Genomic DNA, 25,408 nt, shown 5'->3' on the forward strand with positions numbered 1-25,408 from the left:
CTCCAGCCATCGTCGGACGGGCCCCGTCCCCTCGCTGTCGAACACCGTACGCAACCAAGCTTAGAGTTCCATTAAAACCAATCGCTGCGCCTGCACATCCCAAAATAGACCCCGAAATTATCTTATGTTTCGCGCAGGCGTCCTAATACAGACATAGAATTCGCGCAGTCCAAGCACGTCTCCATACGGCGTCGAACACGATCGGCCCATCCTACCCGGACGCGATCAGGTCGAACTGTCCTCGGCGCAAGACACGCCCAAGGATCGACGAAGCGCTCGTCCTCCCGCTGGCACCCGAACGTTCAGGATGACGGCGTCCAGGCGGACGGATACGCGGCAACCCCGGGCGGACGGCGCGAAGACCGGTGCGGCGCCGCCGCTCAGCTATGCATCGGAGGCAGGCTCAACCCGCCTCGATCACGGTTTCGCGACGAGATGAACCCCTGGGAGGGATCGATTCGCGCGCGCGGGTCGTTCTCACCGCGTCGGTGCCGGCCACGTCCCACGTCGGCGGCCCGCGCGTCGCGTCTCGAACACGGAATCGGAATGGCCCTGCGATCCCCCCCGAAGCCGTCCCTCGTCCCCCCGCGACCCACGCGCATCGCGGCCGCCGGCACGCCGACCCAGGCCGTGACGTCGCCGATCATCGTCGCCGCCCTGATCATGGTGGGACTGTATGTCGGCCGCGACGTCCTCATCCCGATCGCCATCGCGATCCTGCTCTCCTTCGTCCTCGGCCCCCTGGTGAACCTGCTGCGGCGCTGGCATTTCGGCCGCTTCCTCTCGGTGGCGGCCTCGGTCCTCCTGGCGCTGGGCACCGCCGCCGCCCTGGCGACGCTGATCGGCGTGCAGCTCGCCGACATCGCCAAGGACGTGCCGCGCTACCGCAGCACGATCGAGCGCAAGATCGAGGGCCTCAACGACACGCCCGCCGGGCGCCTGGCCGGCTACGTCGCCAGCATCGGCCGGACGATGCACGAGAGCCACGAGGAACCGAAGCCCGAAACCAAGCCGGAATCCCAGGCCAATCCGGCCCCGCCCGAGAAGGCGATCCTGGTGGAGGTCAAGGAGCGCGTGCCGGGTCCGGTGACCATGGCGGGCACGCTGATCTCGCCCATCCTGCACCCCCTCGCCACCATCGGCATCGTCTTCGTGGTGCTGCTCTTCCTGCTGATGCAGCGGGAGGACCTGCGCGACCGGATGATCCGGCTCGCCGGCTCCAGCGACCTCCACCGCACCACCGTGGCGATGGACGACGCCGCCAAGCGCCTCAGCCGCTACTTCCTGGTCCAGCTCGGCCTCAACGCCTCTTTCGGCCTCGTGGTCGGGATCGGGCTGTACCTCCTCGGCGTGCCGAATCCCGTCCTGTGGGGCATCTTCTCGGCGCTGATGCGCTTCGTGCCCTATGTGGGCGCCTTCGTGTCGGCCCTGTTCCCCCTGGCGCTGGCCGCCGCGGTCGATCCCGGCTGGTCGATGGTGATCGGGACGCTGATCCTGTTCCTCATCCTCGAACCCCTGGTCGGGCACTTCATCGAGCCGATGCTCTACGGCCAGTCCACCGGCATGTCGCCCTTCGCGGTCCTGGTCTCGGCGCTGTTCTGGACCTGGCTCTGGGGACCCGTCGGCCTGCTCCTGTCCACGCCGCTGACGGTCTGCCTCGTGGTGCTCGGGCGCCACGTGGACAAGCTCGAATTCCTCGATGTCCTGTTCGGCGACCGGCCGGCCCTCACTCCGGTGGAGAACTTCTACCAGCGCATCCTGGCCGACGACCCGGAGGAGGCGCAGGAGCATGCCGACCTCATCCTGAAGACCTGCTCGCTCACCGCCTATTACGACGAGGTGGTGGTGAGGGGCCTCGAGCTCGCCGCCCGGGACGCCGCCCGCGGCGTGCTCACCACCGAGCAGAAGAACGACATCCGGGCCAGTGTCGGCGGACTGATCGAGGAGATGGCCGACCGCGACGACCTGCGCGGCGACACCGAGGCGAAGGCCGACCCCGACGCCCCGCGCCCGGACCCGGTGCCGGAAGCCTGGCGGCCCGACGGCACGGTGCTGTGCGTCGCCGGGCGCAGCTTCGTCGACGAGGCCGCCTGCGCGATCCTGGCCCAGCTCCTCGCCAAGCGCGGGATCGGCACCCGGGTGGTGCCGTTCGCCGACGTGGCACGGGCGCGGATCGACGCCTTCGATCCCGGCCCGGCAAAGCTCGTCTGCATCGTGTCGATGGCGATCAGCGGCGAGCCCACGCACCTGCGCCGGCTGGCCGACCGCCTGCACCGCAAGCTCCCGGGCGCCTGCTTCGTCCTCGGCCTGTGGCAGGCGGACGATGCCAGCCTCGACGAGGCGACCCGGCGCCGGGCGGTGGAGGCCGACATCCACGTGTCGTCCCTGAAGGCCGCCGTGGAGGCCGTCGTGGCCGCCGCGCACGGGACCCGTCGTCCGGCCGACGAACCGCCCGCGGTCGAGACGAAATTCGCCCCGGTCCAACCGATGCCGGTCTGACGGCACGGTTTTGGGCTTGACCGCCGCCCCCTCCCTCCGCTTCGCTCCCCGACCATCCCGATGGATCTCTGCCGGATGGGGCTTTGTCCGGCGGGCACCGACCGGAAGAGGGGTATGCCGATGAGCGTCGTCGATCTCGCGCGGTTCATGGACGATCTCGCCGCGGCCTCGGGACAGGCGATCCTGCCCTTCTTCCGCGCCGCCTTCGGCATGGACGACAAGGCGCGGGGCGGGGTGGCCTTCGATCCGGTGACGGAGGCGGACCGGGCCGCCGAGGTGGCCATGCGGGGCATGATCCGGCGCGACCTGCCGACCCACGGCATCCTCGGCGAAGAGTTCGGGTCCGAAAACCTCGAGGCCGAATGCGTTTGGGTCCTGGACCCCATCGACGGCACCCGCGCCTTCGTCGCTGGCCTGCCCACCTGGGGCACCCTGATCGGCCTGACCCATCACGGGGCGCCGGTGCGCGGCCTGATGCACCAGCCCTATCTCGGCGAACTGTTCTCGGGCGACGGCGCCCAGGCCCGCCTGCGGTCGCCCCGCGGCGAACGCAGGCTGCTGACCCGCCGCGGCACCGCCCTCGACCAGGCGGTCCTCGCCACCACCGACCCGCGCCTGTTCGCGAATGGGGCGGAGCGGGAGCGCTTCCTCGACCTGGAGGGCGCGGTGCGCCTCTCCCGCTACGGCACCGACTGCTACGCCTACTGCATGCTGGCGGCCGGGCAGATCGACCTGGTGGTGGAGGCCGGGCTCAAGCCCTACGACATCGTCGCGCTGATCCCGATCATCGAGGGCGCCGGCGGCATCGTGACGACCTGGGACGGCGGACCGGCGACGGGGGGCGGGCGCATCGTCGCCGCCGGGGACCGCCGCCTGCACGAGGCGGCCCTGCGCCACCTCAATCCGTGAGGCGCACGGCTTTTTGACGCTCCTCGGGGCTCACCCGCCCAGTGGTCCAGCTCTGGCCCTTGGTCCTCCCTCGGGAGGCCTACAAAGAACAGTCAGCGGCAACCCGATCGAGTCGCTCCGGACGACCGCCGTCGGATCGGGAGCGGACATTCTTCCGTAATGGGCGGATCCCTACGCGGGGAGAAGGCCGGTCGCGCGATAGTGGTCGATGAGAGTGTCGAAGAGCGAGAGATCTGCTCGACCTCTCGCCATGAGTTGGGCGCCCGCAACGGCCGCGTAAATGGCGCCCGCCCGCCCGTCGCTGTCGACCGCCTCCACCACCCCCGCTGCGGTCAAAGCGTCGCTCAACCAAGCGACGTTCACCTCGGCAAAGGCCCGCACCTCGTGCTTCACGACGTCCGGCAGATCGTCGTATTCGGCCGTCATGAAGCTCGACAGGCACATGCGGTTGTCGTTCTGCAAGGACGTGCGAAAAATCTCGGGATATCTGTGCAGACTGGCAAGAGGGTCAGACGCTTGGTTCGAGATGGCGTCGAGATCGGCGGCGATGTCTTCCCAATAGCGCTTCGCAACCGCCACACCGAGTTCGGCCTTGCCCGGGAAATGGTAGTAGACACTCGCTGCCTTGATGCCGACCTCGGCCGCAAGATCGCGGAAGTTCAAGCCAGCGTAGCCATGCGCCATCGCCGTCCGCTTCGCTGCTGCGAGGATCGCCTCCTTGTTGTCTGCCTTCATCGCGCCGCCTCGCGTTCCTTCAGTGCCTGCCAGTTGGCAGATAGGTGTTGACCGATCGAAAGGACAGCCCTAGCTCTCCGCCTGCCTACTGACAGACAGGGAGATTTGAATGACCACCGAGACCGCGTCCCGCCTCCAGCTTTTCACCTCGCCCTCGGCATTCCCGAATCCGCAACGTCTGCGCATCTTCCTGTACGAGAAAGGCATCGCGGATCACTTCGCCGAACGGGTCTACGACATGTCACCGGGCGGCGAGCAACGGCAGTGGCCGCACCTGAAGATGAACCCCTGGGGCGAAACGCCGACCCTCAAGCTGGAGGATGGGAGCGTCCTCTCGGAGACGGCCGCGATCGTTCGATATCTCGATCAGGCGTTCCCCGGTCGGCGCATCATGGGTGAAGACCCCTTGCAGCAGGGGCTCGACACGATGTGGGACAACCGCATCTGGGTGCACATCCTCTACCGGATCGTCACCGCGTTCCACGTTCTGCATCAGGGCCTGGGGCCGAAGCTCGAACTCACCAGCAACCCGGCCTGGGGCGAACATTGCCGCAAGGAAGCCCTGGCGCATGCGAGCCTGGTGAACCAGCATCTGTCGGACGGTCGCGAATGGCTTCTCGGCGGCGCGGCACCCACCTTCTCGGACATCACCATGGCGACCGCCATTGCCTTCTCGAAGTTCCCGGTCAACGCCACGCCGCTGGATGAGCGCTTCGAGCACATCGACGCATTCTGGAAGCGCTGGCAGCAGCGCCCGGCCTTCCAAGCGGCCTATGCGGACCGTCAGAGCGGCATCGCGGAGTTGGACGACCGCACCTGATCCTGAAGCGCACGCCCCTCCTTGCTCCCGAGTCCTGCGCCGCTTCCCGCTCCTGACGCTCACGCCTCCTGCCGCACGCGCGTGTCGGTCGGTTCCGTCGCGTCGGAGCCGGGCATGAAGGCGTCGAAGGCCGCCCAGAAGTCCTGCCGGATGCTGTCGCGCTCCGACAGGATCTCGTGCCGGGCATCGGGCAGCACCAGGATGTGCCCGGCGCGCAGGCGGCGGGCGAACCGCTCGGTGGTGGAGGTGCCGCAGACGGGGTCGGCGCCTGCCGCAACGATGAGGGTCGGCACCGAGATTCGGCCCGGCACGCGCGGGTCGGCGAGGCGCTTCATCGCCCGGAAGGCGCTCGCGAGCCAGGCAATGCTCGGATCGCCCACGGCACCGGCCCCGACATCCCGGGCGGCCGCCGCGTTGCGGGCGTAGCGCTTCGGATCGCGGCACAGGCGATTGTCCGGATAGGGCTTCGTCGCGATCGAAACCGCCGAGCCGAAGGGGATGTAACGCCGGCCCCACCCGATCGCGTGCAGGGTGCCGGCCAGGAGGGCCGCCCCGGCCGGCCATCGTACCATCCGGATCGACAGCATCGGCGCCACCATGACGACGCGCCGGAACGGCAACCAGCCGTCATGGGCACCGGTCAGGGCGACGGCCCCGCCCATCGAGTGCGCGAGGCAGAGATGCGGATGCGGCATCAGGGGATGCAGGATCGCATCCGTGATCGCCTTCAGGTCGAGGCGGTAATCGTCGAAATGGGCGACGTGGCCCCGATGCGGATCGTCGACCTGCCGCTGCGACTCGCCCTGTCCGCGCCAGTCGAAGGCCACGACGGCGAAGCCCCGCCCGCGCAGGTCCGCGATCGTCTCGTAATACTTCTCGATGAACTCGGCCCGGCCCTGGAGGAGGCAGACGGTGCCCTTCACCAGGCGGGTGGTCGGACGCCAATGGGCGGCCCGCAGCTCGAGTCCGTCATCGGTGCGCACCGCCTTCAGGGCACCGCCCGGTGGAACGGGATTGTCCGGGGTGGAACGCAGGGTCAGCATCGACGCAGTCTCGCGGCAAGAAAGGAACCGAATTTTTTGGCCGAGGCGCCGGCTGAGGCTCTTGCGAGGCTGAAACCCGGCTCCGATATTAGGTGAGCACCGGCCAATACGGCGGTGCGACTGGTCCGGCCCTCGGGCGGACCCAGAACCAGCATGTTGCTTCTTACGGAGAATATGTGATGCGTCAGTTCGACCTTGCTCCCCTTTATCGCTCCACCGTCGGTTTCGACCGCCTGTTCTCGGCCCTCGACCAGTTCGTGAGCGCCGACGCGGCCCCGACCTATCCGCCCTACAACATCGAGCGCACCGGCGAGAACGCCTACCGGATCACGGTGGCGGTGGCCGGCTTCACGGAGTCCGATCTCGCGATCGAGGTGAAGGAGAATGCGCTGACGCTGAAGGGCGAGCGTCAGTCCGATCCCGCCAAGCCGGCGGAATTCCTGCACCAGGGCATCGCGGCCCGCGCCTTCGAGCGTCGGTTCCAGTTGGCGGACTACGTCCAGGTGACGGGGGCCGCCCTCGAGAACGGCCTCCTCCACATCGATCTCGTCCGCGAGATTCCGGAGGCGAAGAAGCCGCGTCAGATCCAGATCGCCACCGGCCGCACCCCGCGAGCGCCTGTGATCGAGGGCTCGACGCAGCAGGCCGCCTGATCGGCCCAGACGGACGTTCGGAGCGCCCCGGTCCCGTGGCCGGGGCGCTTTCCCATGGGGCGATGCGATCGCGTCAGAAACCGCCGTCGAACCAGTCGCTGCGGCTCGGCTCCTTGCAGCGGTAGCCGATGAAGCAGCGCGGCGTATCCTGTGCCGGCACGAAGGCCGGGACCGTGATCTCGGTGACCTCGCAGAAGCTGCGATCGCGCACGAAGCGGTCATAGGTCTGCCCGCCGGTTCCGAGCACGAGGCCGCCCCGCCGGTCCACCAGCCCCTTGGCCTGACCGCAGGACATGGCAACCGTCGAGGCCCGCTGCGCGAGCGCCGGGACGCTGCAGAGGGCGAGAACGAGGGCGGCGAGGGCGACGCGGTTCGGCATGGCGGGCCAACGCGCAGCCCGCCCGGTCGATCCCGCGAGAGAGACGCGGAACGCCCCACGCCTAGGCTCCTCGACCGCCGGGTGCGATCACAGGTCGCCGAAGATCAGCTGTCCTTGCGGGCTCGGACGCCGCGCAGGCGGCGTTCCCTTCGCCCGCTTGGCCGCGGGCTTGCCCACGGACCGGCGGGCGGCCGGTCGCTCGGCCGGCGGATCGGCGCGCAGGCGGGCCTTCGCCCTGTCGCGAGCGACCGCCTCCGGGGCGTGGGGATCGTCGTCCAGCCACTTGCCGCGCTTGATCACTTCGTTGACCCGGCCCTGGTTCACGCCGACCTTGAAGGCGATCTCCTGCTGGGTCATGCCGGTGGAGGCGTGGAGGTCGAGGATCGCGCGGGCGAGTTCCGAGGTCATCTTCTGGCCAGTCAGGCGCCGGGCCGGCTTGATCGTCCGCGTCGCCCGGTCCCGCTCACGCAGGCGCTCCAGCAGGGCGAGGGCCATGTGCATGCCGTGCTCGCGCAGGGACTCCTCGAATTCCTTCAACGTCGCCATGGTCGGCATCCTCATCGCCGCAGGGTTCCGTGAGGTCGGAACCGCGACTGTTCCATCAACGCGACCGAAACGCCAGGGTTGCTCCGGACAGGCCGTCAGGGTTGGGCCGGTTCGGGCGGTGTGACAACAGGCAAGCGCCGTCATCCACCGCTATCCGTCGGGACCGATCCGGGCCGGGACGGGCAGGGGGATCGACGACGGGCCGCCGCGCCCGTGGCCAGCGGCGCGCCGTTCGGCTAAACCGCCGGTCCCGCCGCGGTTTTCGAGGATCCCCGCCCGATGATCAGCCCGATCGTATCCGTCTCACGCGCGGGGCCGCCCCCCGGCACGCCGTCTCTGGTGGATGCCCTCGAAGGCGGCGCGGTCCTGATGTTCCCCGACCTCGACTTTCCCCTGAGCCCCTTCGAGGAGCGCTTCGTCGAGCGCCCCTTCGCCGACGGCAAGGCCAAGAACGTCAACATCCGCGGGCCGCAAGCCACCCTGCGGGGCGCGGCCGGCACGCCGGAGGAGCAGGAGGCCCTGCGCCAGGTCCTCATCCGCTACCGCGCCTTCGCCGAGGCTTTGGTCGCCGCGCACCTGCCGGCCTATGCCGGCAAGGTCTCCTTCGCGGGCACCTCCTATCGCCCCTTCGAGGTGGACCAGCGCAAGCTGAGCTGGCGGCGCGACGATACCCGCCTGCACGTGGACGCCTTCCCGTCGAACCCGATCGGCGAGAAGCGCATCCTGCGCATCTTCCGGAACATCAACCCCAACGGGCAGCCGCGCCACTGGCGGGTCGGCGAGGACTTTCCGTCCATGGCGCGGAAATTCCTGCCGCGCCTGCCCGGCTACTCGCCGCTCTCGGCCCGGATGCTGGCGCTCCTCAAGATCACCAAGGCGCGGCGCAGCGAGTACGACCACCTCATGCTGCACCTGCACGACGCCCTGAAGCAGGACATGACCTACCAGGAGACGGCGCCCCAGGCCGATGTCCACTTCTCCCCCGGCCAGACCTGGGTGACCTTCTCGGACCTCGTGATGCACGGCGCCATGGGCGGCCAGTACATGCTGGAGCAGACCGCCTACCTCGCGGTGGCCGACCAGGCCCGCCCCGAGCGCAGCCCGCAGCGCCTGCTCGCCCAGGCCCTCGGCCGCCCCCTTCGCTGATCCCCCCTCGAACCTTACGGCCGGAGAGATTCATGATCCTCGAAATCGCGCAGATCGACGTCAAGCCAGGCCTGGAGGCCGAGTTCGAGGCCGGCATCGCCAAGGCGGCGGCGATCTTCAAATCCGCCAAGGGCTGCCGCAGCTTCGCCGTCCGCCGTTCCATCGAGAAGCCGCAGCGCTACCGCCTGCTCATCGAATGGGAGACCCTGGAGAACCATACCGTGGACTTCACCGGCTCCCAGGCCTGGAAGGACTACCGGGCCATGGTCTCGCCCTGCTTCGAGGCGCCGCCCAGCGTCGAGCACACCGAGCTGGCGCTCCAGGCCTTTTAAGGCCGCGTCACGAGCCGGAGCCCCGCACCAGCATCTTGATGCGGTCGTCAAGCCGGCCGATCCGCGCGCGGACGCCGCGCGCGGCACAACCCGACAGGGTCTCGCCGGCGAAGAAGCCGAACTGCTCGGCGCGCTCGCGACAGGCCAGGACCGGCGGCAGCCCGATCACCAGGGCGAAGGGCGCGGTGAGCAGGAGGAGGTTGAGGAGGAGGGACGGCGCCCAGCCCAGGGTGAAGGACCGGACCTCCGCGTCCGCTTCGCCTTCAAGCTCCCGGAACCGGCGCACCGTCCGGGGCGTGCGCAGGCCGTCGCGGATGATCGCCTCACGGATCCGGGCGTGCGCGGGCGTGCCCGCGTCGACCGCAGGGTCGTCCCGCACCGGCGCGGCGAGCGTCTCCAGGGGCATGATCCGAGCTCCGAGCTTCACCGCGGCCTCCCGCCACGATCGCGATGGTCCGTCCCGATCACGCCGCGCTACCGCAGGCCGTTCGCGACCGTTCGAAGGTCGCTGTCGAGATGGAGAACCCGGCCGGCCAGGTCGCGGCGGGCGCAGGCGGTGCTGCGCAGGATGTCGGGGACCCAGGATCCCCGGACGCCCCCCTGGCAATCCATCAGCAGGCTCGCGGCCAGCAGGATCGTCATGGGTCCGAGCATCAGCGTGACCTTGAGCAGACGGACGATGCCGAACCCGCCGCGCCGCCGCCGGGGCCTGGCCGGCGCCCGATCCCGACCGGACGAACGCCGAAGCGGGCGGTCGTCCGGCTCGTCGTCGCGCGGACCGAACTCCTGCTCGTAATAGGCTTCAAGCTTGCTGCGCTTCATCGGTGAGCGTCCGCCGACCTGGCTCGTGACATCCTCGTCGCACCAGATACACGTCGAGAGCGATAAGCTTGGCCTAAGATCGCGGGGCGCGGGAGGCGCGACCTGTACGCGTGGTTTCGGAATACTTAGCGGCCGGCGGCGGATCGAACGCGGTCCCGGTGACATCCGCGCGCGGACTGCGTACCTAGGTTCGGCAGACCGGACCGGCCCGGCCCCCCGGGTTCCGGCCGCCCCCACCACCGAGCGATCCTCGCCCATGATCCAACGTCCCCTCCGCATCGGAACGCGCGGAAGTCCGATGGCCCTGGCCCAGACCGGAATGGTCCGGGACAAGATCGTCGCGGCCAATCCGGGCCTCGAGACCGAGATCGTGGTGGTCAACACCGTCGCGGATCGCATCCTCGACCGCCCGCTCTCCGAGATTGGCGGCAAGGGGTTGTTCACCAAGGAACTCGAGCAGGCGCTTTATGCCGACGTGGTCGACGTTGCCGTCCACTCCATGAAGGACGTGGAGACCTGGCTGCCCGACGGGCTCGTGATCGCCTGCATCCTGGAGCGAGATGACCCCCGCGACGCCTTCCTGTCGCCGCGCGCGTCCGGCTTCGCCGAGCTTCCGTCGGGGGCCCGGGTCGGCACCTCGTCCCTGCGCCGCGCGGCGCAGGTGTTGATGCGCCGTCCGGACCTGCGGATCGTGCCCCTGCGCGGGAACGCCAACACGCGCATGCGCAAGCTGGAGGAGGGGACCTGCGACGCCACGCTCCTGGCGCTCTGCGGCCTGGAGCGCCTCGGCATGGCCGACATGGCCCGGAGCGTGCTAGATGTCGGCGAGATGCTCCCGGCCGTTGCGCAGGGCGCCCTCGGCATCGAGTGCCGCGCGGCGGACGTCGCCGTGCGCGCCTTCCTGGCCCCCCTGGTCTCGGCCACCGCCACCGCCGAGCTCGAGGCCGAACGCGGACTGCTGGCCGAGCTCGATGGCTCCTGCCGGACGCCGATCGCCGCCCTGGCACGGATCAGCGGCGACACGCTGAACCTCGACGGCCTGCTGTTCCTGCCCGACGGCAGCGCCCACTGGGCCGTCCAGCGCTCCGGCGCCGTGTCGGACGCCGCCCGCATCGGGCGCGAGGCCGGCGCGGCGTTGAAGCGCGCGGCGGGCGACACCTACACACGGCACCTCCAGTAGGCGCTCACGTCAGGCTTCGCTCGATGGCCTCCTCGTCGCAAATCACGCTGGCCGCGCGGCGATACTCGATTCCGAGGGGCTGAGTCAGGATCGGGGCCTTCGCCTGGGTGGTGAAGGCGTCGAGGAACGCTCGCATCACGTGGGCGACCGCCATGGGCGTGACCGAGCGCAGGTCGTCCTCGTAGTAGCGCGCGGCATTGGCGGTACTCGTGACGATCTCGTAGGCGGGAAAGTAGACGGCGCGCGGCTCGGCCGCGACGATCTCCTCGGCCGCGGCTCGCAGGGCGGCCTTGCTGTAGGTGTTGGAGACCAGAACGTGCCGGTCCGCGTAGGTCGCGATCAGGGGCACCGGCGAGATTGTGAGGATGACCCGGGCGGCTGGATTGACCGCGAACAGCCGCTCGAGGAAGGTTAGCATGTCGTCGCGGACGTCACCCACCCGCGCATTCACGAAGGCGTAGGCATCCGGGTCGAAGCTGCCGCCGATGACCCCGGGGGCCACCGGGAGCATCGCGCCATCTGCGCGATGCATCCAGCCCTCCGTCAGACCCAAGGTGAAGACGAAGACGTCGAGGCTTTCGAACATCGCCCGGACCGCCGCGAGATGCCGCCGGCGATCGGCATCTACCTCGGCCGCGTCAGCGAAGCCCGCCGGCTCGATCCCGGGGCGGAAGGGATCGACCAGGCGACCGTCCGGACGCGTCCAGATCGAGAGGGCAGGGGCGTAGGTGCCGTAAGCCCGGTCGAAGAGCTGCAGAAGCTGGCGGGCGGTGTAGAGGTTGCCGTAGCGGGCCGAGTAGATCCCGTATTGACGGTCGGCGGCGGTTTCGGGCGCCATGCCGTCGGGCGCGGCCTCGGCGAGATAATGCCCGAACCCTGCCCGGGTCAGGGCGCGGGCGACATGCTGGGCGAAACACGAACCAGCGGTCGCCACCCGGGACTCGGGGGCGATGGTAAAGCGGCCGCTCGGGGCGGGTGCCAGGGCGAAGGGCGCCACGCCTGCCACGGCCTTGCGCCAAAATCGCTCGGCCGGTAGATCGGCGTAAGGGTTCATCACCACGGCGGCATCTCCATCCGATCGCTCAGGCCATTGCCGCGCACGTCCACCAAGACACTGGTCCCGGACTCTGTCGCGGCCTTGGCTGCCTCCCTCGCACGCCCGGGTTCATCGTGGCGATCCTGGGCGGGAGCATGGCGCAAGCCCCGCATCGACTCGCTTGACCCGGTTCGGGACGGATCGCGGATAGCGGTCTTAGGCAACTGCCAGGCCGAGGGCGTCGCCCAATCTCTGAGACTGCTGCTTCCGAGCGCGCAGGTCCACCTCGTACCCTTCGACGGCCTCGGACGACGGTATGGCAGCCTCGAGCGCCTGAAGGCCGATCTCGCCCCCTTCGACCACGTCTTCACACAGTTCTTCCCCGAAGGGTTCGTCGAGGGCGGCAACGTCCATGCCCTCGGCGACGGCGATCCGCGCCTCCGCCTGTACCCGACCATCCTGTTCCCGGGCTATCAGCCCGACATGGTCCTCGTGGGTGATGTCGGTGCGCTCTCCGCCTCGCGCCTCATCGCCTCGCCGACAGGTCCTTATCACTCCGCTATCGTCCTGTGCGCCTATCTGGAAGGGCTGGGACTGGAGGACACCGTGAAGCTGTTCCGCGAGTCGGTCTACACACGACTCGGCTTCTACGAAGCTTGGAACGTCGCCGCAGCGGAGCTTCTCGGCAGCGCACGCGACATCATGTTTCCGCTGGAGGCGGAGCTCGCCCGATGGTCCCGACGCGGCTGCTTCATGCACGTCTTGAACCATCCCAAATTGTTCGTGCTGGCTGATATTGCCCGGCGGCTCGCCACCGAAGCGGGCCTGGAACCGCTTCCGGCCCGGGTTGAGGACTATCTCCCGGATGATCTGGCCGCCGACGTGGTCTGGCCCCTCTACCCTGACCTCGCGGTGCACTATGGCCTAACCGGCACGATGCTGTTCAAGGACCGGGCCCGCCGGGGCGACCCGAAGCTATACGACTTACGGGCCTTCATTGCGGCGAGCTTCGCGATCTATCGGCGCCATGCGCCGGAGGCTCTCGGATGCATCCGGGTCGCGGGCTGGCGGGCGAACCCCGCCGTGCGGGCATTGTTCAGGGCCTGACTGCGCCCCGACATCAGCCTGTCGCCGGCAGACTCAGCGGCTCCCATCCGGCGGCGGGTTCAGGCTTTAGCGAGCCGGCGAAAACAAGCACATCCCGGGTCCGGAAGGGCTTGCCGGGAAGACGCTGTCTGGCACGGCATGGCGATCTTTGCAGACGCGGGTCGACGAACAGACGACCAGTCCATCGGGATCGAGCGCGCGAAAAGCCTGCACAACGGACCAGCCGTCGATGAGGCCTGGAAGGTTGATGGCGGTGAACAGGAGTACGAAGTATTGCCCACTCCGTTCTCTGTCGCGCTGGCCTGCCGGAGGACGGCCACAGCCGCCTCGCCGCCGGAAACCGAGACCACGGCAATGCCGTTCCGCTGGCACAGGGCGGTCGGCATTTCAGGAAGCCGGTGATTGTCCCCGACGACGAGGACCTGACGCCGGTGCATGGATCGCACCAACTCTTTGCACAGTGGGCTTTGTCCGGTAGAGGTTAACCACCGATCAACAGAGGCGGTGGCTGGGCCAAGTCCCGCCCTCGACCTAGTCTGGACGACCTCATGCCGGACCATTCGACCCGCGAGGCCGAGACGTCCGCAGCCCCTGATGCGCCCGCCCCGCGGGTAGGGCCGATCTACGAGCCCCGCACACTCAAGGAGTTGGAAGACATCTTCGGCCGGGCCCGCCTAATGGATCTTCTCGACCGTTTGAGAACCGAGATCGGCCGACGGCTTCAGGCGCCCGCCTCGGAACGCATCGTCCTCGGGCAGGATGCCCACATCCTGCTTTCCGCGAGTGGGTCCCTGGGCTTCTTCGATCTCTCCCAGCGCTGTTCGGAGATGGAGCGGGCTTGCCTGGATGGAACCGATCTTGCGGCGCCCTTGGCAGCCGTCCGGCGATCCGCCGAAGCCGCGGTGACGGCGATCCGTGCGATCCGAAACCAATCCTAAAGCCCGCGGGGCTTCGTATGTTGCCATGCCGCCACGGATTGGACGCGCGTACAAACATCGACTTCAGCGTCGCGCCGATGCCGCAATCGGGGCCGATCTCCGGGGTTCGTCTCACCTCGCCGTCGATGGAGCGATCCGGAGCGGGCGTGCATGGAGACTGGGTTTCACGAGACTTTGGCCGATTTCGGAAAGATCCGTTCAAGGTTGACGGAACCTTCGCTTAACCGAGACCGCATAAGAACCGCCGCTGTGTCCCCGAGGGGGTCACATGAGGCGACGTCGTCGGTCTGATCATCAGGGATCCGGCGGCTGTGCCCGAGGAGAACAGGATCATGTCCATGATTGCGCGCTTCCGCGTGTTTCCGCTGGCGGCCGCCCTCTGCGCCGCCCTCAGCGTCGCAGCCTGCACCAACGACAAGGATCTGGCCGACGCCTCCGGGTTCGGCGCCGGCGGTGGCATGAACGGCGGCGCCAACACCCCCGGCAGTGCCCAGGACTTCGTGGTGAATATCGGCGACCGGGTGTTCTTCGAATCGGACTCCACCGATCTGACCTCGACCGCCACCGCCACCCTGGACAAGCAGGCCAACTGGCTGCAGCGCTATCCGCGCTACACCTTCCTGATCGAGGGGCACGCCGACGAGCGCGGCACCCGAGAGTACAACTTCTCCCTCGGCGAGCGCCGCGCCCAGTCTGTGAAGGACTACCTGGCCTCGCGCGGCATCGCGAATGGGCGGATCCGTACCGTCTCCTATGGCAAGGAGCGTCCGGTGGCCGTGTGCAACGACATCTCGTGCTGGTCCCAGAATCGCCGCGCCGTCACTGTGCTCGATCGCGGCGCTGGTTCCTGACGCAAGGATGCCGCGGGATCTCGGAGCCGAACCCTCTTCAGGATCCCGCGCCCGAAACGATGTGCCGCGGCATGGCCGCATTTTTGCCGCGTGGGACAGCATTTGCTATCGGCGGGCTGCGATCTTCGCGAACGCACCTCCGATCCTCGACCACCGGTAACCACCGTCATGCTTGCCCGCCTCCTCCTCGCGACCCGCCTCGCCACTGCAGCCGGATCCGTCACGGGATCGATCCTCTGGGGGATGTCGGCTCCCGCGATGGCGCAGGACGCGTCCGACTTCGTCGTCCGGCTCAATCGGTTGGAAAACCAGTCGCGTCAGACCGCGGGGCAGATCGAAACGCTGCAGTATGAAAATCGCCAGTTGAAGGAGCAGCTCCGCAAGTTTCAAGAGGACGTGGAGTTCCGCCTGCAGGAGGCGAAGGGGGGCCGCAGCGGCGCTCCATCGGGGACCAATCCGGCTCCGGCCAAGCCCCAGAAGCGCAGCGACGCCTTCGATCCCGAGCACAATCTTGGCAAACCGGGCGCGCCGATGCAGCTGGGTACCACCACGCCGAGCGGGGCGGGGGCCGAAGCGCCCCGGGCTCGCAACGTGCCTCCGGCGGTCGTCGAGGCGGATGACGAGGAGCCCGGCCTGACGCCGCCTGGTCTCGGCGGCCCAGTCGACCTGTCACCGCCCGCCCGCGTTCCGACCACCGGTGCACTTCCGAATCCGCCCCGGGCCGGCAGCGTCGCTGCTACGGGGACGGGGGATGCGCGCGCCGATTACGAGATGGCCTACGCCTACATCCTTCAGCGCCAGTACGAGCAGGCCGAGATGGGCCTGCGCCAATTCATCCAATCCCACCCGCGCGACGCACTGGTGCCATCAGCAACCTACTGGCTCGGCGAGAGCTACCTACAGCGCAATCGCAACCGCGAGGCGGCCGAGCAATTCCTGAAAGTCTCCACGGACTATGCACGCTCGGCGCAGGCGCCGGATGCCATGTTGAAGCTCGGAGCTTCGCTCAATGCGCTCGGAGCCCGCGAGCAGGCCTGTGCGACCCTCGCGGAATTGGAGCGTAAATTTCCTTCTGCCAGCGCCAGCGTCCGCCAGGGCGTGACCCGCGAACAGAAGCGCGCGCGCTGCGCCGCCTGAGCAAACCGGTCGACGCGGTCGAGGACGCGCTCCGCCCCTATCTGACTGGCGGAACGGTCCTCCTCGCGGTCTCCGGCGGACCCGACTCGACCGCGTTGATGGCTGCAGCGGCGGCCGTCGATCCTGCGGCGACCGTCCACGTCGCCACGGTCGATCACAACCTTCGGCCTGAAGCGGGCGTGGAAGCCGAGGCGGTCGCCAGCCTCGCCGAAGCTGTCGGTCTCCCCCACCGAACCTTGGCCTGGACCGGACCAAAGCCGTCGCGGGGGCTTCAGGAGGCCGCCCGCATCGCGCGTTACGCTCTCCTTGCCACCCATGCCGAAACCATCGGTGCCGGGCTCGTGCTCACCGGGCACACCCGGGACGATCAGGCCGAGACCGTTCTGATGCGTCTCCTGGCGGGGAGCGGGCCGGCAGGCCTCGCGGGTATGCGCACCGAGCGATCCCTGACACCTTCCATCAGACTGGCACGGCCCTTCCTGAAAATCGCGAAGGCTCAACTCGTGGACTATTGCGAGCGCCGGCAATTCGCCTTCGTGCGCGACCCATCCAACGACGACGAACGCTTCGCCCGAGCACGCCTGCGCCGGCTCATACCGGACCTCACTCGCGAAGGTCTGAGTCCGGATCGGCTCTGCCGTCTCGCGGCGCGCTGCGCTCGTGACGACGCGGCCTTGACGGAAGCGGCGCGGATCGCTTTCGCGACGGCACTCCGGCCGGAGTGCCGCCCCGGCATCCACCTGGACGGTCCCCATCTTCGCTTCCTGCCGGACGCCGTACTTCTTCGTGTTGCGAGCCTCGCGGCGGAGCAGATGAAGCCCGATAGCCCGGAGCGGCTGGAACGGCTCGAAGCCCTCGTTCTGGATGACCTTCGACCCGCCCTGCATGAGGGGATTCCAGTACGCCGGACTCTGCGTGGGATATTGTTCGAAGTGACGCGGGCAGGGGATCTGGTGCTGACCTCGGCGCCACTGCGCCGAGGAAGGAAATCTTCGTAACCCTCCCATCCGATGCGGCCTTGCCGCGGCGGCATGGCCATGGCACGGCCTCCCCTTCGACTTGGCAAGGGGGGACTCGCTGCCTACATTGGCGGGGAGCGTCAGGAGCGACCCGCCCCAATTCGCGCGGCGGGCCCCGATGCCTCCAGGGATTGATCGATGAACCCGAATTTCCGCAACTTCGCCTTGTGGGTCGTCATCTTCCTGCTCGTGCTCGCCCTTGTGACCCTGTTTCAAAACCCGGGTCATCGTGGTGGCGGTTCCGAGATCGCCTACAGCCAGCTCCTGAATGATGCCGATTCCGGTAAGATTCAGACGGTTGTGATCTCCGGGCAGGATGTCAGCGGCACCTATGTCGGCGGCGGCAACTTTACGTCTTATGCCCCCAACGACCCGAGCCTCGTGTCCAAGCTGCAAAGCAAGGGCGTGCAGATCACCGCTCGTCCCCCATCCGACAACACGCCATGGTTCATTCAGCTGCTCGTGAGCTGGCTGCCGATCCTCGTGTTCATCGGCGCCTGGATCTTTCTCTCCCGGCAGATGCAGTCCGGGGCAGGGCGCGCAATGGGCTTCGGCAAGTCGAAGGCCAAGCTTCTCACCGAGGCCTCCGGCCGCGTAAGCTTCGACGATGTCGCCGGCGTCGAGGAAGCCAAGGAGGACCTGCAGGAGATCGTGGAGTTCCTGCGCGACCCGCAGAAGTTTCAGCGTCTCGGCGGCCGTATTCCGCGTGGCGTGCTTCTCGTCGGCCCCCCCGGCACGGGTAAGACCCTGATCGCCCGGGCGGTCGCGGGCGAAGCCAACGTGCCTTTCTTCACCATCTCCGGCTCTGACTTCGTCGAGATGTTCGTCGGTGTCGGTGCCTCGCGCGTGCGCGACATGTTCGAGCAGGCCAAGAAGAACGCCCCCTGCATCATCTTCATCGACGAGATCGACGCGGTCGGCCGCCATCGTGGCGCCGGCCTCGGCGGCGGCAACGACGAGCGCGAGCAGACCCTGAACCAGCTCCTTGTGGAGATGGACGGCTTCGAGGCCAACGAGGGCGTGATTATCATCGCGGCGACCAACCGTCCCGACGTGCTCGACCCCGCCCTGCTGCGTCCGGGCCGCTTCGACCGCCAGATCATGGTGCCGAATCCCGACGTCGTCGGCCGTGAGCGCATCCTGCGCGTCCACGTCCGCAAGGTGCCCCTGGCGCCGGACGTTGACCTCAAGGTCATCGCGCGCGGCACCCCCGGCTTCTCGGGCGCCGATCTGATGAACCTCGTCAACGAGTCGGCCCTGCTCGCCGCGCGGCGCGGCAAGCGCATAGTCACGATGCACGAGTTCGAGGATGCCAAGGACAAGGTGATGATGGGTGCCGAGAGGCGCACCCTGGTCATGACCGAGGACGAGAAGCGGCTGACCGCCTATCACGAGGGCGGCCACGCCATCGTGGCCTTCAACGTCCCGGCGACGGACCCTGTCCACAAGGCTACGATCATCCCGCGCGGCCGGGCACTGGGCATGGTCATGCAGCTGCCCGAGCGCGACAAGCTCTCGATGTCCTTTGAACAGATGACCTCGCGCCTCGCCATCATGATGGGCGGACGCATCGCCGAAGAGATGACCTTCGGCGCCGACAAGGTGACCTCGGGTGCACAGTCCGACATAGAGCAGGCGACTCGTCTTGCCCGCATGATGGTGACCCGCTGGGGCTTCTCGCCCGAGCTTGGGACCGTGGCCTACGGAGAGAACAACGACGAGGTCTTCCTGGGCATGTCGATGGGTCGTCAGCAGACGGTCTCGGAGGCGACCGCTCAGAAGATCGACGCAGAAGTTCGCCGCCTCGTGGAAACCGGCCTCGAAGAGGCGCGCCGCATCCTCGGTGAGCACAAGGACGATCTGGAGGCATTGGCTCAGGGTCTCCTCGAATACGAAACCCTGTCCGGTGACGAGATCAAGAACCTCATCGCGGGCAAACCTCCGATACGGGACGCGGGCGATGGACCGACCACGCTGCGCGGCTCATCCGTTCCGTCTGCCGGCCGTGGCCGTCCACGCGGCAGTGATGGACTGGAGCCTCAGCCACAGACTTAAAACCTGAGATAAGCCACATCTGACATCACGAGCCCGCCACCGGCGGGCTCGTTCGTATCAAGGCCGTCCTAACGATATGATGGATTTGGTCTTCAAGGGCGGGATCCGGCAACCGGATTTTCATCCCATGGGTGAACCTAATGCCGAAGCATCATCACCGGCGGTCAGTCGGAGGATTGCGTCTTAAGGCGGACTCAGTTCCCCTACACACGAGAACAGCAGACGGGACGCGAAAAGCATGTCGCGCAAGTATTTCGGCACGGATGGTATCCGGGGACGGGCCAACGGCGTCATCACGCCGGAACTTGCCCTGAAGGTCGGTCAAGCGGCAGGCTTAATCTTCCAGCGCGGCGATTACCGCCATCGAGTCGTGATCGGCAAGGATACGCGTCTCTCGGGCTACATGATTGAAACCGCTCTGATTGCCGGCTTCACATCGATGGGCATGGACGTACTCCAACTCGGGCCGATGCCAACCCCGGCCGTTGCGATGCTCACCCGATCCATGCGCGCCGATATCGGCGTGATGATCTCAGCTTCGCACAATCCTTTCGAGGACAACGGCATCAAGCTGTTCGGGCCCGACGGCTTCAAGCTCAGTGACGATGTCGAGCGGGAGATCGAGGCACTGATCGACGGCGAACTGCATAAGCGTCTGGCTGGTTCGCGGGACCTTGGACGTGCCAAGCGCATCGAGAGCGTGCACGCCCGCTACATCGAATTCGCCAAGCGCTCCCTGCCGCGCAACGTCACCCTTGACGGCCTGCGCATCGTCGTGGATTGCGCGAACGGCGCCGCCTACCGAGTGGCACCCGAAACCCTCTGGGAGTTGGGTGCCGAAGTGATCGCCATCGGCGTTGAGCCAGACGGCTTCAATATCAACCGTGACGTCGGTTCAACCGCGCCGGCTGCGCTTGCGGCCAAGGTTCGGGAGCTGCGCGCTGATATCGGCATCGCCTTGGATGGCGACGCAGACCGGGTCCTTATCATCGATGAGAAGGGCCAGTCCGTCGACGGTGATCAGCTGATGGCCGTGGTCGCTCGGTCATGGAAGGAGGATGACCGCCTAACGCAGCCGGGGCTGGTCGCAACGATCATGTCGAACCTGGGCCTAGAGCGTTTCCTGGGTGGCATCGGTCTGAATCTAGCGCGCACCGCAGTGGGCGACCGCTACGTGCTCGAACACATGCGAGAGCACGGCTACAATCTCGGCGGCGAGCAGTCTGGACACATCATCATGTCGGATTACGCCACCACCGGCGACGGCCTCGTGGCGGCCTTGCAGTTGCTCAGCGTCGTGAAGCGTCAGGAGCGCCCGGTTAGCGAAGTCTGCCACTGCTTCGAGCCGCTGCCGCAAATCCTCAAGAACGTACGCTACCGGTCCGGCCAGCCGCTGAGTGCGGATTCGGTCGTCACGGCAATTGCTCAGGCGCGTGAGCGCCTCGGCAATTCCGGCCGCCTGGTGATCCGCCCGTCGGGCACAGAGACGGTGATCCGTGTGATGGCCGAAGGGGACGACCGGGGCCTCGTCACGGAGGTGGTGGATGATGTAGTCGAGGCTGTTGCCAAAGCTGCGGCGTGAATTCGCTCGGGTTTGACTAAAACGGCTCGGCACAGATGCTTTGGCCCATTCGAGATGCGAGACCTTAGATCTGATCGTAAGCCGCAGGTGCGACCTCTCGCCAGGCGGCCAGGAGAGCTGCGGCCAGCATGTCCTCATCCGCCTCCCAAAGGGTGAGACAAGTCCAACCGCGCCGACCCCAAGCGCCGTCCACCGCTTCGAAGAGATCGGGCTCGGCCTCGATCCACTCGGCCTGCAGCGTTCGCGAGAGGCGCAGAACCAACCGTTCCTCTTCCACCCACAGCGTCGCGAAGATCCGCCCAAGAACCCGAAAGTCCGGGTGTCCGTTGTGCGCCCCCTCGGTTACTTCAGGAAGTGCCCCGGCCAAGCGGCGAACATCCTCTGGTCTGCTGGGCACGGGCAGTGTTTCCCTGTCGCTTAAATTTCTACTCAAAACGAGCGTGCATTCCGCCGTAATCACGGACCAAGCGTTGTGTGACAGCCGTCAACGCATCCGCAAGGATAAAATTTAACGTTAAATCCGATTTAACTCTTGGATCCCATGATGTCCCCGTCATCCCGCCGGCATTTCAGGCTTCCGGCACACGGTCGATTGAAGGACATCCGATGCGCCGCACCAAGCTGTCTGCCTTGGCGCGCTCGATCACGCTCTTTGCGAGCGTGGCAGCGCCCTGCCTCGCCCAAGCGGCGGATCTGCTTCCGCCCCTGCCGCCCGAGCCGCTGCCCCCGCCCGTTGAGATCGGCGGCGGCTGGTACCTGCGCGGCGACGTCGGCGTTGGCGCAACCAGCGTGGGCGCCATCTCGACCACGGTCCTGAAGGGATCGCTTCCGGACGGGTACCGATACGACCAGAAGGCCATCGAAAGCCAATTTTTCGCCGGCGGCGGTGTCGGCTATCAGTTCGGCGCTTACTTCCACGGCGATATCACGGCCGAGTACCGCGGCGGCGGCAAGCTGACCTTCCAGGACAGCTATGGAGCGGATTGCCGCTCGGATGGGTGCCGCGGGGTCAACGCGTATCAAGCCAACTTGGCGTCCGTCGTCGTAATGGCGAACGGCTACATTGATCTCGGCACCTGGTATGGCGTGACGCCCTTCGTCGGCGGCGGCGTCGGCACTGCGTTCCACGACTTTTCCGGATTCAACGATCGCGGCTTCGGCAACGCGACCGGCGGGTATGGATTCGCGAAGGACAAACATTCGAACACGCTGGCCTGGGCGGCTATGGCCGGTCTCGCCTACAGCGTGACGCCCAATTTGAAGCTGGAACTCGGCTATCGCTACCTCAATCTGGGTGACGTGCGCTCGGGTGTCGTGAACTGCATCAACCAGGATTGCGGTGGCGCGGTCTACAAGGTGAAGGAGGTCACCTCCCACGACGTCCGGATCGGCATGCGCTGGCTGCTCGGTGGCATCGTCGCCCCTGCAGTCGCCGAGTATCAGCCCGAGCCGGCCCCGTTGGTTCGCAAATACTGACGGAGGCGTGCCCTGCCGGGTGGCCCCCCCCAGCAGGGACAGAGACCGGATGGATCCGAAGGCCGAAGACGCGGGGTGCCGCGTCCTCGGCCTTCGTCCGTTTCCGGGCGTCGGCGATCATCAAAAACCCCGTTGCGACAAAGCGTTAGGGTTAAGTCCTCTCTAACGGTTCCGCTCTAAAGTGCGGCGTTGCGTGATCCGAGGCGTGCCGCGCGCCCCTTCGATCGCTTCAAATCGTTCAGCGTTCGAGAGTGTCATGGCCGCATCCACGTTCCGGTTCGTCACGGCCTTCGGGCTGATGCTCGCTGCTCAAGGGCTGGCGCCCACCGCCTCGGCGGCGGATCTTCGCCCCCTGCCACCACCGCCACCGGCCCCGGTCGCCATCGGGGAGGGGTGGTACCTCCGGGTCGACGCGACGGTCAGCGATTATGCCCGTCCCCATGATGCGACCCCAGCGCCGGCCGACGGACGCCCCCTCAATCCCCTCACGCGCCTGAATCTCGAGACGGTTCCCGGCTATGGCGGCGGCGTCGGCTACCGCATCAACAACTGGCTGCGCGTGGACGCCACGATCGATCAGCGGATACCCGCCCGCTACAGCGCCTATTCGTCGGGCTCGGACTTCGTGACGGGCTACAACATCGAATCCGCTCAGCTCGACGTCCTCACCGGATTGGTGAACATCTATGCCGACCTCGGGACCTGGTGGGGCCTGACGCCCTATATTGGCGGGGGCATCGGCTTCGCCGATAAGCATCTCGGCAAGGCCTACACCCAGACGACCTGCATCCTGGAAGCCTGCGACGGCAATGCGGGCACCGGCTTGCGCGACGTTGTGCGGCGCCCGAGCCGCTCGGTCGCTTCCTTGGCCTGGGCCCTCATAGGCGGCGTGTCCTACGAGATCGGCGCCGGCCTGAGCCTCGACACCAGCTATCGCTACGTCGATCTCGGCCGCGCCAAGACAGGGCTCGACACCTACGGCTTCGATTCGCGCCTGAAGGACCTCGCCTCGCATGAGGTCCGCGTCGGCCTGCGCTACCGCTTCGCTGGCGGTCCGGCGAGCCTCCCCGGTGCGAGCTGGAACCGAAATCCCTACGAATAAGGGACCCGGCCCGGCGAGCGCCTCGCCGCCGGGCTCCTTACCGTTCCCGCGAAGGACAGGGCAACGGAACGTTAAGGTTACTCAAGTAAAACCGAACCATAGGCTCAGCCATCTGACCCATCGGGCTCACGCCCTAAGGACGACATCGATGCGTACCGTTTCCCTCGCGCTCCTGACCGGTTTCACTGTCGGAATCGTCGTGCCGGCGTGGGGCGCGGACCTCGATTACGGCATCCTGCGCGGCTCCGACTACGAACCCGAAGTCCAGATCATCGACTGGAACGGCGTCTATTTCGGTGGACACGGCGGGTACTCGTCGGCGACCGCCGGCTTCAAGAACGCCTACACGCCGCTGGTGTCGAACGCCTTGCGCTACTCCACCGCAGAAACGACCTTCAACGCCTCCAGCCTGCTTGCGTCCCGCGGTGGCAATATGGAAGGGGCCAGCTACGGCGCCTTCGCGGGCTTCAACTACCAGTCTGACGAGACCGTGATCGGCATTGAGGCCGACTATACGCGGTTCGACCGGACAGCCTCGACGCGGGACAGCCTTAGCCGGTTCAAGGTCGGATCCGACGGTTACCTGGAGACGGTCTCGCTGACCGGTGCCGCGACCGCGCGGATCGAGGATTACGGCACGATCCGCGCCCGCGGCGGCTACGCGATCGGAAACTTCCTGCCATACGTTACGGGCGGCCTCGCCATCGGCCGGGTCCATACCGAGCAATCCGTCGCGATTCAGGATTACGGCTACGACACGATCGCCTACAAGGCCAATCAAGCTCTGACGACGGGCAATCCCGTGGCGGTCAAGAACTTCGGCTACACTGCGAACGGTTTCGACCCGAACAACCCGGAATCCGGAACTCCGGCCACCCAGGTGGTCCGCACTGCCAAGACCAAGACCATGGGCGGCTTCGTTCTTGGTGGCGGCCTGGAGTTCGCCCTGACGAGCAACATCCTCCTGCGTGGCGAATATCAGTACGTCATGCTCAACGACTTCCAGCAGAGTGCCGCGAACCGGATCGCCATCAGCACCGTGCGGGCCGGCGCCGCCGTGAAATTCTGAAGGCCCTTAAGCGATCGCTCGCTCTTTTCTTTTACGGTCGTCCGCGCGGCGACCACGCCGCCGCCGGGAGTTCGTTCATGCGTCGCCACATTTTACTCGGCAGCGCCGCGGCCTTGTTCGCGAGCGCTGCGGCCTCGTTCGTAGGAGCAGCGCCCGCTCACGCAGGCGGTGAACCCGGCCGGGGCGACCGGCGCCCGCTCCTCCCGCCGCACATCGCCTACCGGGATCCGGTCTACGTTGCCCCGCGACGCCCGGTCGTCCTGATTCCCGTCCGTCGCGTGCCGCGCTCTCTCGCACTACCGCTCTACAATGAGCCTCCGCCGCGCTTCCAGGCGCTCTGACCGCACTCAGGTCTCCAACTCGGTGTCCCAGTAGAGATAATCGAGCCAAGTGTGGTGATACTCCCGGTGATCGAACTCCGGCTGGCGGCGGTGCAGCTCATGCCGTGTCGGCCGGTGCGGCTCGTGGAGCAGAGGCATGTCCGCCTCTGCCGGGGTGCGATTGGCCTTGCGCAGATTGCAGGGGGAACAGGCCGCGACGACGTTCTCCCAGCTCGACAGGCCGCCGCGGGACCGGGGCACGACATGGTCGAAGGTTAGGCCACCCGCCGGAAGGCGCAGGCCGCAATACTGACAGGAAAAAGTGTCTCGCAGGTAGATGTTGTAGCGGGTGAAGGCCGGGCTACGTGCCAGCGTCACATAGCTCTTCAGGGCAACGACGCTAGGCACGCGCAGCGAGCGAGACGGGGACCGAGCCTCGACGTCGTAGCTGGCCACCAGCGTGACTCGATCGAGGAACAATGCTGTGAAGGCATCCTTCCAACACCACAAGGAGAGCGGATTATAAGAGAGCGGCCGATAATCCGCATTCAGTACGAGCGTTTGAAGATCCAGCATCGGCGCTACCCTCTCGACGGGTCAACAGAGGGACAACGCGCGGAGGTCGGTGGGCGCATCGTCCCAGGTTGGTGAA

At 67.1% G+C, this 25,408-nt stretch carries 27 protein-coding genes; 17 read left to right on the plus strand and 10 right to left on the minus strand.

Going from position 1 to position 25,408, the window contains the following annotated elements:
- Window positions 1-546 precede the first annotated feature (546 nt).
- A complete protein-coding gene (locus ASG51_RS04600) occupies window positions 547-2,499 on the plus strand; it encodes an AI-2E family transporter (RefSeq protein ID WP_082487111.1) in 1,953 nt (650 codons plus the stop codon).
- Window positions 2,500-2,619: 120 nt separating this feature from the next.
- Window positions 2,620-3,408 carry a histidinol-phosphatase gene (gene hisN, locus ASG51_RS04605; RefSeq protein ID WP_056379475.1) on the plus strand — a complete coding sequence of 263 codons (789 nt, stop codon included), beginning with the start codon at window positions 2,620-2,622 and terminating at the stop codon, window positions 3,406-3,408.
- A 171-nt stretch (window positions 3,409-3,579) separates the two neighbouring features.
- On the opposite strand, the gene ASG51_RS04610 is transcribed toward hisN, so the two are convergent.
- Window positions 3,580-4,143, minus strand: a complete 564-nt coding sequence (locus ASG51_RS04610) for a TetR/AcrR family transcriptional regulator (RefSeq protein WP_056379402.1) — start codon at window positions 4,141-4,143, stop codon at window positions 3,580-3,582.
- 109 nt (window positions 4,144-4,252) lie between these two features.
- Between ASG51_RS04610 and ASG51_RS04615 the strand changes: the two genes are divergently transcribed.
- A complete protein-coding gene (locus ASG51_RS04615) occupies window positions 4,253-4,963 on the plus strand; it encodes a glutathione S-transferase N-terminal domain-containing protein (protein WP_056379404.1) in 711 nt (236 codons plus the stop codon).
- Window positions 4,964-5,022: 59 nt separating this feature from the next.
- Here ASG51_RS04615 and ASG51_RS04620 read toward each other — a convergent pair whose 3' ends face one another.
- Entirely contained in the window at window positions 5,023-6,006 is a 984-nt protein-coding gene (locus ASG51_RS04620) for an alpha/beta hydrolase (RefSeq protein WP_056271652.1), read from the minus strand.
- Between the two features lie 179 nt (window positions 6,007-6,185).
- Here ASG51_RS04620 and ASG51_RS04625 point away from each other — a divergent pair, with 179 nt between their 5' ends.
- Complete coding sequence (locus ASG51_RS04625) at window positions 6,186-6,659, plus strand: Hsp20 family protein (protein ID WP_056350020.1); 474 nt, start codon at window positions 6,186-6,188, stop codon at window positions 6,657-6,659.
- Window positions 6,660-6,732: 73 nt separating this feature from the next.
- Here the strand turns inward: ASG51_RS04625 and ASG51_RS04630 are convergent, their stop codons facing one another.
- Window positions 6,733-7,038 (minus strand): hypothetical protein, encoded by a 306-nt coding sequence (locus ASG51_RS04630; protein WP_056271659.1) that lies wholly within the window; start codon window positions 7,036-7,038, stop codon window positions 6,733-6,735.
- An 87-nt stretch (window positions 7,039-7,125) separates the two neighbouring features.
- Window positions 7,126-7,584 (minus strand): hypothetical protein, encoded by a 459-nt coding sequence (locus ASG51_RS04635; protein ID WP_056221059.1) that lies wholly within the window; start codon window positions 7,582-7,584, stop codon window positions 7,126-7,128.
- A 279-nt stretch (window positions 7,585-7,863) separates the two neighbouring features.
- Between ASG51_RS04635 and ASG51_RS04640 the strand changes: the two genes are divergently transcribed.
- Complete coding sequence (locus ASG51_RS04640) at window positions 7,864-8,730, plus strand: Kdo hydroxylase family protein (protein WP_056221061.1); 867 nt, start codon at window positions 7,864-7,866, stop codon at window positions 8,728-8,730.
- A 32-nt stretch (window positions 8,731-8,762) separates the two neighbouring features.
- Window positions 8,763-9,062 carry an antibiotic biosynthesis monooxygenase family protein gene (locus ASG51_RS04645; protein WP_056221064.1) on the plus strand — a complete coding sequence of 100 codons (300 nt, stop codon included), beginning with the start codon at window positions 8,763-8,765 and terminating at the stop codon, window positions 9,060-9,062.
- A 7-nt stretch (window positions 9,063-9,069) separates the two neighbouring features.
- Here ASG51_RS04645 and ASG51_RS04650 read toward each other — a convergent pair whose 3' ends face one another.
- Window positions 9,070-9,489, minus strand: a complete 420-nt coding sequence (locus ASG51_RS04650; RefSeq protein ID WP_156389569.1) for a hypothetical protein — start codon at window positions 9,487-9,489, stop codon at window positions 9,070-9,072.
- Between the two features lie 47 nt (window positions 9,490-9,536).
- Window positions 9,537-9,884, minus strand: coding sequence for a hypothetical protein (locus ASG51_RS04655; protein WP_056271672.1), 348 nt, complete (start codon window positions 9,882-9,884; stop codon window positions 9,537-9,539).
- 256 nt (window positions 9,885-10,140) lie between these two features.
- Here ASG51_RS04655 and hemC point away from each other — a divergent pair, with 256 nt between their 5' ends.
- Entirely contained in the window at window positions 10,141-11,064 is a 924-nt protein-coding gene (gene hemC, locus ASG51_RS04660) for a hydroxymethylbilane synthase (RefSeq protein WP_056379408.1), read from the plus strand.
- Between the two features lie 4 nt (window positions 11,065-11,068).
- Here hemC and ASG51_RS04665 read toward each other — a convergent pair whose 3' ends face one another.
- The gene (locus ASG51_RS04665) at window positions 11,069-12,118 is read right to left on the minus strand and encodes a GSCFA domain-containing protein (protein WP_056379410.1); all 1,050 of its coding nucleotides are present in this window, start codon (window positions 12,116-12,118) and stop codon (window positions 11,069-11,071) included.
- Window positions 12,119-12,202: 84 nt separating this feature from the next.
- Between ASG51_RS04665 and ASG51_RS04670 the strand changes: the two genes are divergently transcribed.
- The gene (locus ASG51_RS04670) at window positions 12,203-13,207 is read left to right on the plus strand and encodes a WcbI family polysaccharide biosynthesis putative acetyltransferase (protein ID WP_244480063.1); all 1,005 of its coding nucleotides are present in this window, start codon (window positions 12,203-12,205) and stop codon (window positions 13,205-13,207) included.
- A 138-nt stretch (window positions 13,208-13,345) separates the two neighbouring features.
- Complete coding sequence (locus tag ASG51_RS23865; protein ID WP_156389570.1) at window positions 13,346-13,609, plus strand: hypothetical protein; 264 nt, start codon at window positions 13,346-13,348, stop codon at window positions 13,607-13,609.
- Between the two features lie 272 nt (window positions 13,610-13,881).
- Here the strand turns inward: ASG51_RS23865 and ASG51_RS25440 are convergent, their stop codons facing one another.
- Window positions 13,882-14,172 carry a hypothetical protein gene (locus tag ASG51_RS25440; RefSeq protein WP_347379726.1) on the minus strand — a complete coding sequence of 97 codons (291 nt, stop codon included), beginning with the start codon at window positions 14,170-14,172 and terminating at the stop codon, window positions 13,882-13,884.
- A 305-nt stretch (window positions 14,173-14,477) separates the two neighbouring features.
- Between ASG51_RS25440 and pal the strand changes: the two genes are divergently transcribed.
- From pal to glmM, 5 genes are all read left to right on the plus strand, one after another.
- Window positions 14,478-14,996, plus strand: coding sequence for a peptidoglycan-associated lipoprotein Pal (gene pal, locus ASG51_RS04680; protein WP_056221079.1), 519 nt, complete (start codon window positions 14,478-14,480; stop codon window positions 14,994-14,996).
- Window positions 14,997-15,164: 168 nt separating this feature from the next.
- The gene (gene ybgF, locus ASG51_RS04685) at window positions 15,165-16,133 is read left to right on the plus strand and encodes a tol-pal system protein YbgF (RefSeq protein ID WP_056271680.1); all 969 of its coding nucleotides are present in this window, start codon (window positions 15,165-15,167) and stop codon (window positions 16,131-16,133) included.
- A 41-nt stretch (window positions 16,134-16,174) separates the two neighbouring features.
- On the plus strand, window positions 16,175-17,131 hold the full coding sequence (gene tilS, locus ASG51_RS04690; RefSeq protein ID WP_277996194.1) for a tRNA lysidine(34) synthetase TilS: 957 nt from the start codon (window positions 16,175-16,177) through the stop codon (window positions 17,129-17,131).
- Between the two features lie 159 nt (window positions 17,132-17,290).
- On the plus strand, window positions 17,291-19,207 hold the full coding sequence (gene ftsH, locus ASG51_RS04695; RefSeq protein ID WP_056379414.1) for an ATP-dependent zinc metalloprotease FtsH: 1,917 nt from the start codon (window positions 17,291-17,293) through the stop codon (window positions 19,205-19,207).
- A 238-nt stretch (window positions 19,208-19,445) separates the two neighbouring features.
- Window positions 19,446-20,789 carry a phosphoglucosamine mutase gene (gene glmM, locus ASG51_RS04700; RefSeq protein WP_056379416.1) on the plus strand — a complete coding sequence of 448 codons (1,344 nt, stop codon included), beginning with the start codon at window positions 19,446-19,448 and terminating at the stop codon, window positions 20,787-20,789.
- A 64-nt stretch (window positions 20,790-20,853) separates the two neighbouring features.
- Here the strand turns inward: glmM and ASG51_RS04705 are convergent, their stop codons facing one another.
- Window positions 20,854-21,156, minus strand: coding sequence for an MmcQ/YjbR family DNA-binding protein (locus ASG51_RS04705; RefSeq protein WP_244472588.1), 303 nt, complete (start codon window positions 21,154-21,156; stop codon window positions 20,854-20,856).
- A gap of 239 nt (window positions 21,157-21,395) precedes the next feature.
- Between ASG51_RS04705 and ASG51_RS04710 the strand changes: the two genes are divergently transcribed.
- The 3 genes from ASG51_RS04710 (at window position 21,396) to ASG51_RS04720 (ending at window position 24,436) form a co-directional block, all read left to right on the plus strand.
- The gene (locus ASG51_RS04710; protein WP_056379418.1) at window positions 21,396-22,265 is read left to right on the plus strand and encodes an outer membrane beta-barrel protein; all 870 of its coding nucleotides are present in this window, start codon (window positions 21,396-21,398) and stop codon (window positions 22,263-22,265) included.
- A 256-nt stretch (window positions 22,266-22,521) separates the two neighbouring features.
- A complete protein-coding gene (locus tag ASG51_RS04715; RefSeq protein WP_200941325.1) occupies window positions 22,522-23,367 on the plus strand; it encodes an outer membrane beta-barrel protein in 846 nt (281 codons plus the stop codon).
- A 148-nt stretch (window positions 23,368-23,515) separates the two neighbouring features.
- Window positions 23,516-24,436: an outer membrane beta-barrel protein gene (locus ASG51_RS04720; RefSeq protein ID WP_056379420.1), complete on the plus strand. Its 921-nt coding sequence runs from the start codon at window positions 23,516-23,518 to the stop codon at window positions 24,434-24,436.
- Window positions 24,437-24,783: 347 nt separating this feature from the next.
- Here ASG51_RS04720 and ASG51_RS04725 read toward each other — a convergent pair whose 3' ends face one another.
- Complete coding sequence (locus ASG51_RS04725; protein WP_055950293.1) at window positions 24,784-25,332, minus strand: HNH endonuclease; 549 nt, start codon at window positions 25,330-25,332, stop codon at window positions 24,784-24,786.
- Window positions 25,333-25,408 lie beyond the last annotated feature (76 nt).

This window comes from Methylobacterium sp. Leaf465, from assembly GCF_001424705.1.
Lineage (GTDB): Bacteria > Pseudomonadota > Alphaproteobacteria > Rhizobiales > Beijerinckiaceae > Methylobacterium.

Excerpts from the sequence above, each read along its gene's own strand:
- ASG51_RS04640 (WP_056221061.1), top strand. The coding sequence starts at position 7,864 with ATGATCAGCCCGATCGTATCCGTCTCACGCGCGGGGCCGCCCCCCGGC.
- ftsH (WP_056379414.1), top strand. The coding sequence starts at position 17,291 with ATGAACCCGAATTTCCGCAACTTCGCCTTGTGGGTCGTCATCTTCCTG.
- hisN (WP_056379475.1), top strand. The coding sequence starts at position 2,620 with ATGAGCGTCGTCGATCTCGCGCGGTTCATGGACGATCTCGCCGCGGCC.
- ASG51_RS04710 (WP_056379418.1), top strand. The coding sequence starts at position 21,396 with ATGCGCCGCACCAAGCTGTCTGCCTTGGCGCGCTCGATCACGCTCTTT.
- ASG51_RS04600 (WP_082487111.1), top strand. The coding sequence starts at position 547 with ATGGCCCTGCGATCCCCCCCGAAGCCGTCCCTCGTCCCCCCGCGACCC.
- hemC (WP_056379408.1), top strand. The coding sequence starts at position 10,141 with ATGATCCAACGTCCCCTCCGCATCGGAACGCGCGGAAGTCCGATGGCC.
- ASG51_RS04725 (WP_055950293.1), bottom strand. The coding sequence starts at position 25,332 with ATGCTGGATCTTCAAACGCTCGTACTGAATGCGGATTATCGGCCGCTC.
- ASG51_RS04625 (WP_056350020.1), top strand. The coding sequence starts at position 6,186 with ATGCGTCAGTTCGACCTTGCTCCCCTTTATCGCTCCACCGTCGGTTTC.
- ASG51_RS04645 (WP_056221064.1), top strand. The coding sequence starts at position 8,763 with ATGATCCTCGAAATCGCGCAGATCGACGTCAAGCCAGGCCTGGAGGCC.
- ASG51_RS25440 (WP_347379726.1), bottom strand. The coding sequence starts at position 14,172 with ATGGCAACATACGAAGCCCCGCGGGCTTTAGGATTGGTTTCGGATCGC.
- ASG51_RS23865 (WP_156389570.1), top strand. The coding sequence starts at position 13,346 with ATGGCGATCTTTGCAGACGCGGGTCGACGAACAGACGACCAGTCCATC.
- ASG51_RS04615 (WP_056379404.1), top strand. The coding sequence starts at position 4,253 with ATGACCACCGAGACCGCGTCCCGCCTCCAGCTTTTCACCTCGCCCTCG.
- ASG51_RS04635 (WP_056221059.1), bottom strand. The coding sequence starts at position 7,584 with ATGGCGACGTTGAAGGAATTCGAGGAGTCCCTGCGCGAGCACGGCATG.
- ybgF (WP_056271680.1), top strand. The coding sequence starts at position 15,165 with ATGCTTGCCCGCCTCCTCCTCGCGACCCGCCTCGCCACTGCAGCCGGA.
- glmM (WP_056379416.1), top strand. The coding sequence starts at position 19,446 with ATGTCGCGCAAGTATTTCGGCACGGATGGTATCCGGGGACGGGCCAAC.
- ASG51_RS04655 (WP_056271672.1), bottom strand. The coding sequence starts at position 9,884 with ATGAAGCGCAGCAAGCTTGAAGCCTATTACGAGCAGGAGTTCGGTCCG.
- ASG51_RS04715 (WP_200941325.1), top strand. The coding sequence starts at position 22,522 with ATGGCCGCATCCACGTTCCGGTTCGTCACGGCCTTCGGGCTGATGCTC.
- ASG51_RS04630 (WP_056271659.1), bottom strand. The coding sequence starts at position 7,038 with ATGCCGAACCGCGTCGCCCTCGCCGCCCTCGTTCTCGCCCTCTGCAGC.
- ASG51_RS04610 (WP_056379402.1), bottom strand. The coding sequence starts at position 4,143 with ATGAAGGCAGACAACAAGGAGGCGATCCTCGCAGCAGCGAAGCGGACG.
- ASG51_RS04665 (WP_056379410.1), bottom strand. The coding sequence starts at position 12,118 with ATGAACCCTTACGCCGATCTACCGGCCGAGCGATTTTGGCGCAAGGCC.
- ASG51_RS04620 (WP_056271652.1), bottom strand. The coding sequence starts at position 6,006 with ATGCTGACCCTGCGTTCCACCCCGGACAATCCCGTTCCACCGGGCGGT.
- pal (WP_056221079.1), top strand. The coding sequence starts at position 14,478 with ATGTCCATGATTGCGCGCTTCCGCGTGTTTCCGCTGGCGGCCGCCCTC.
- ASG51_RS04720 (WP_056379420.1), top strand. The coding sequence starts at position 23,516 with ATGCGTACCGTTTCCCTCGCGCTCCTGACCGGTTTCACTGTCGGAATC.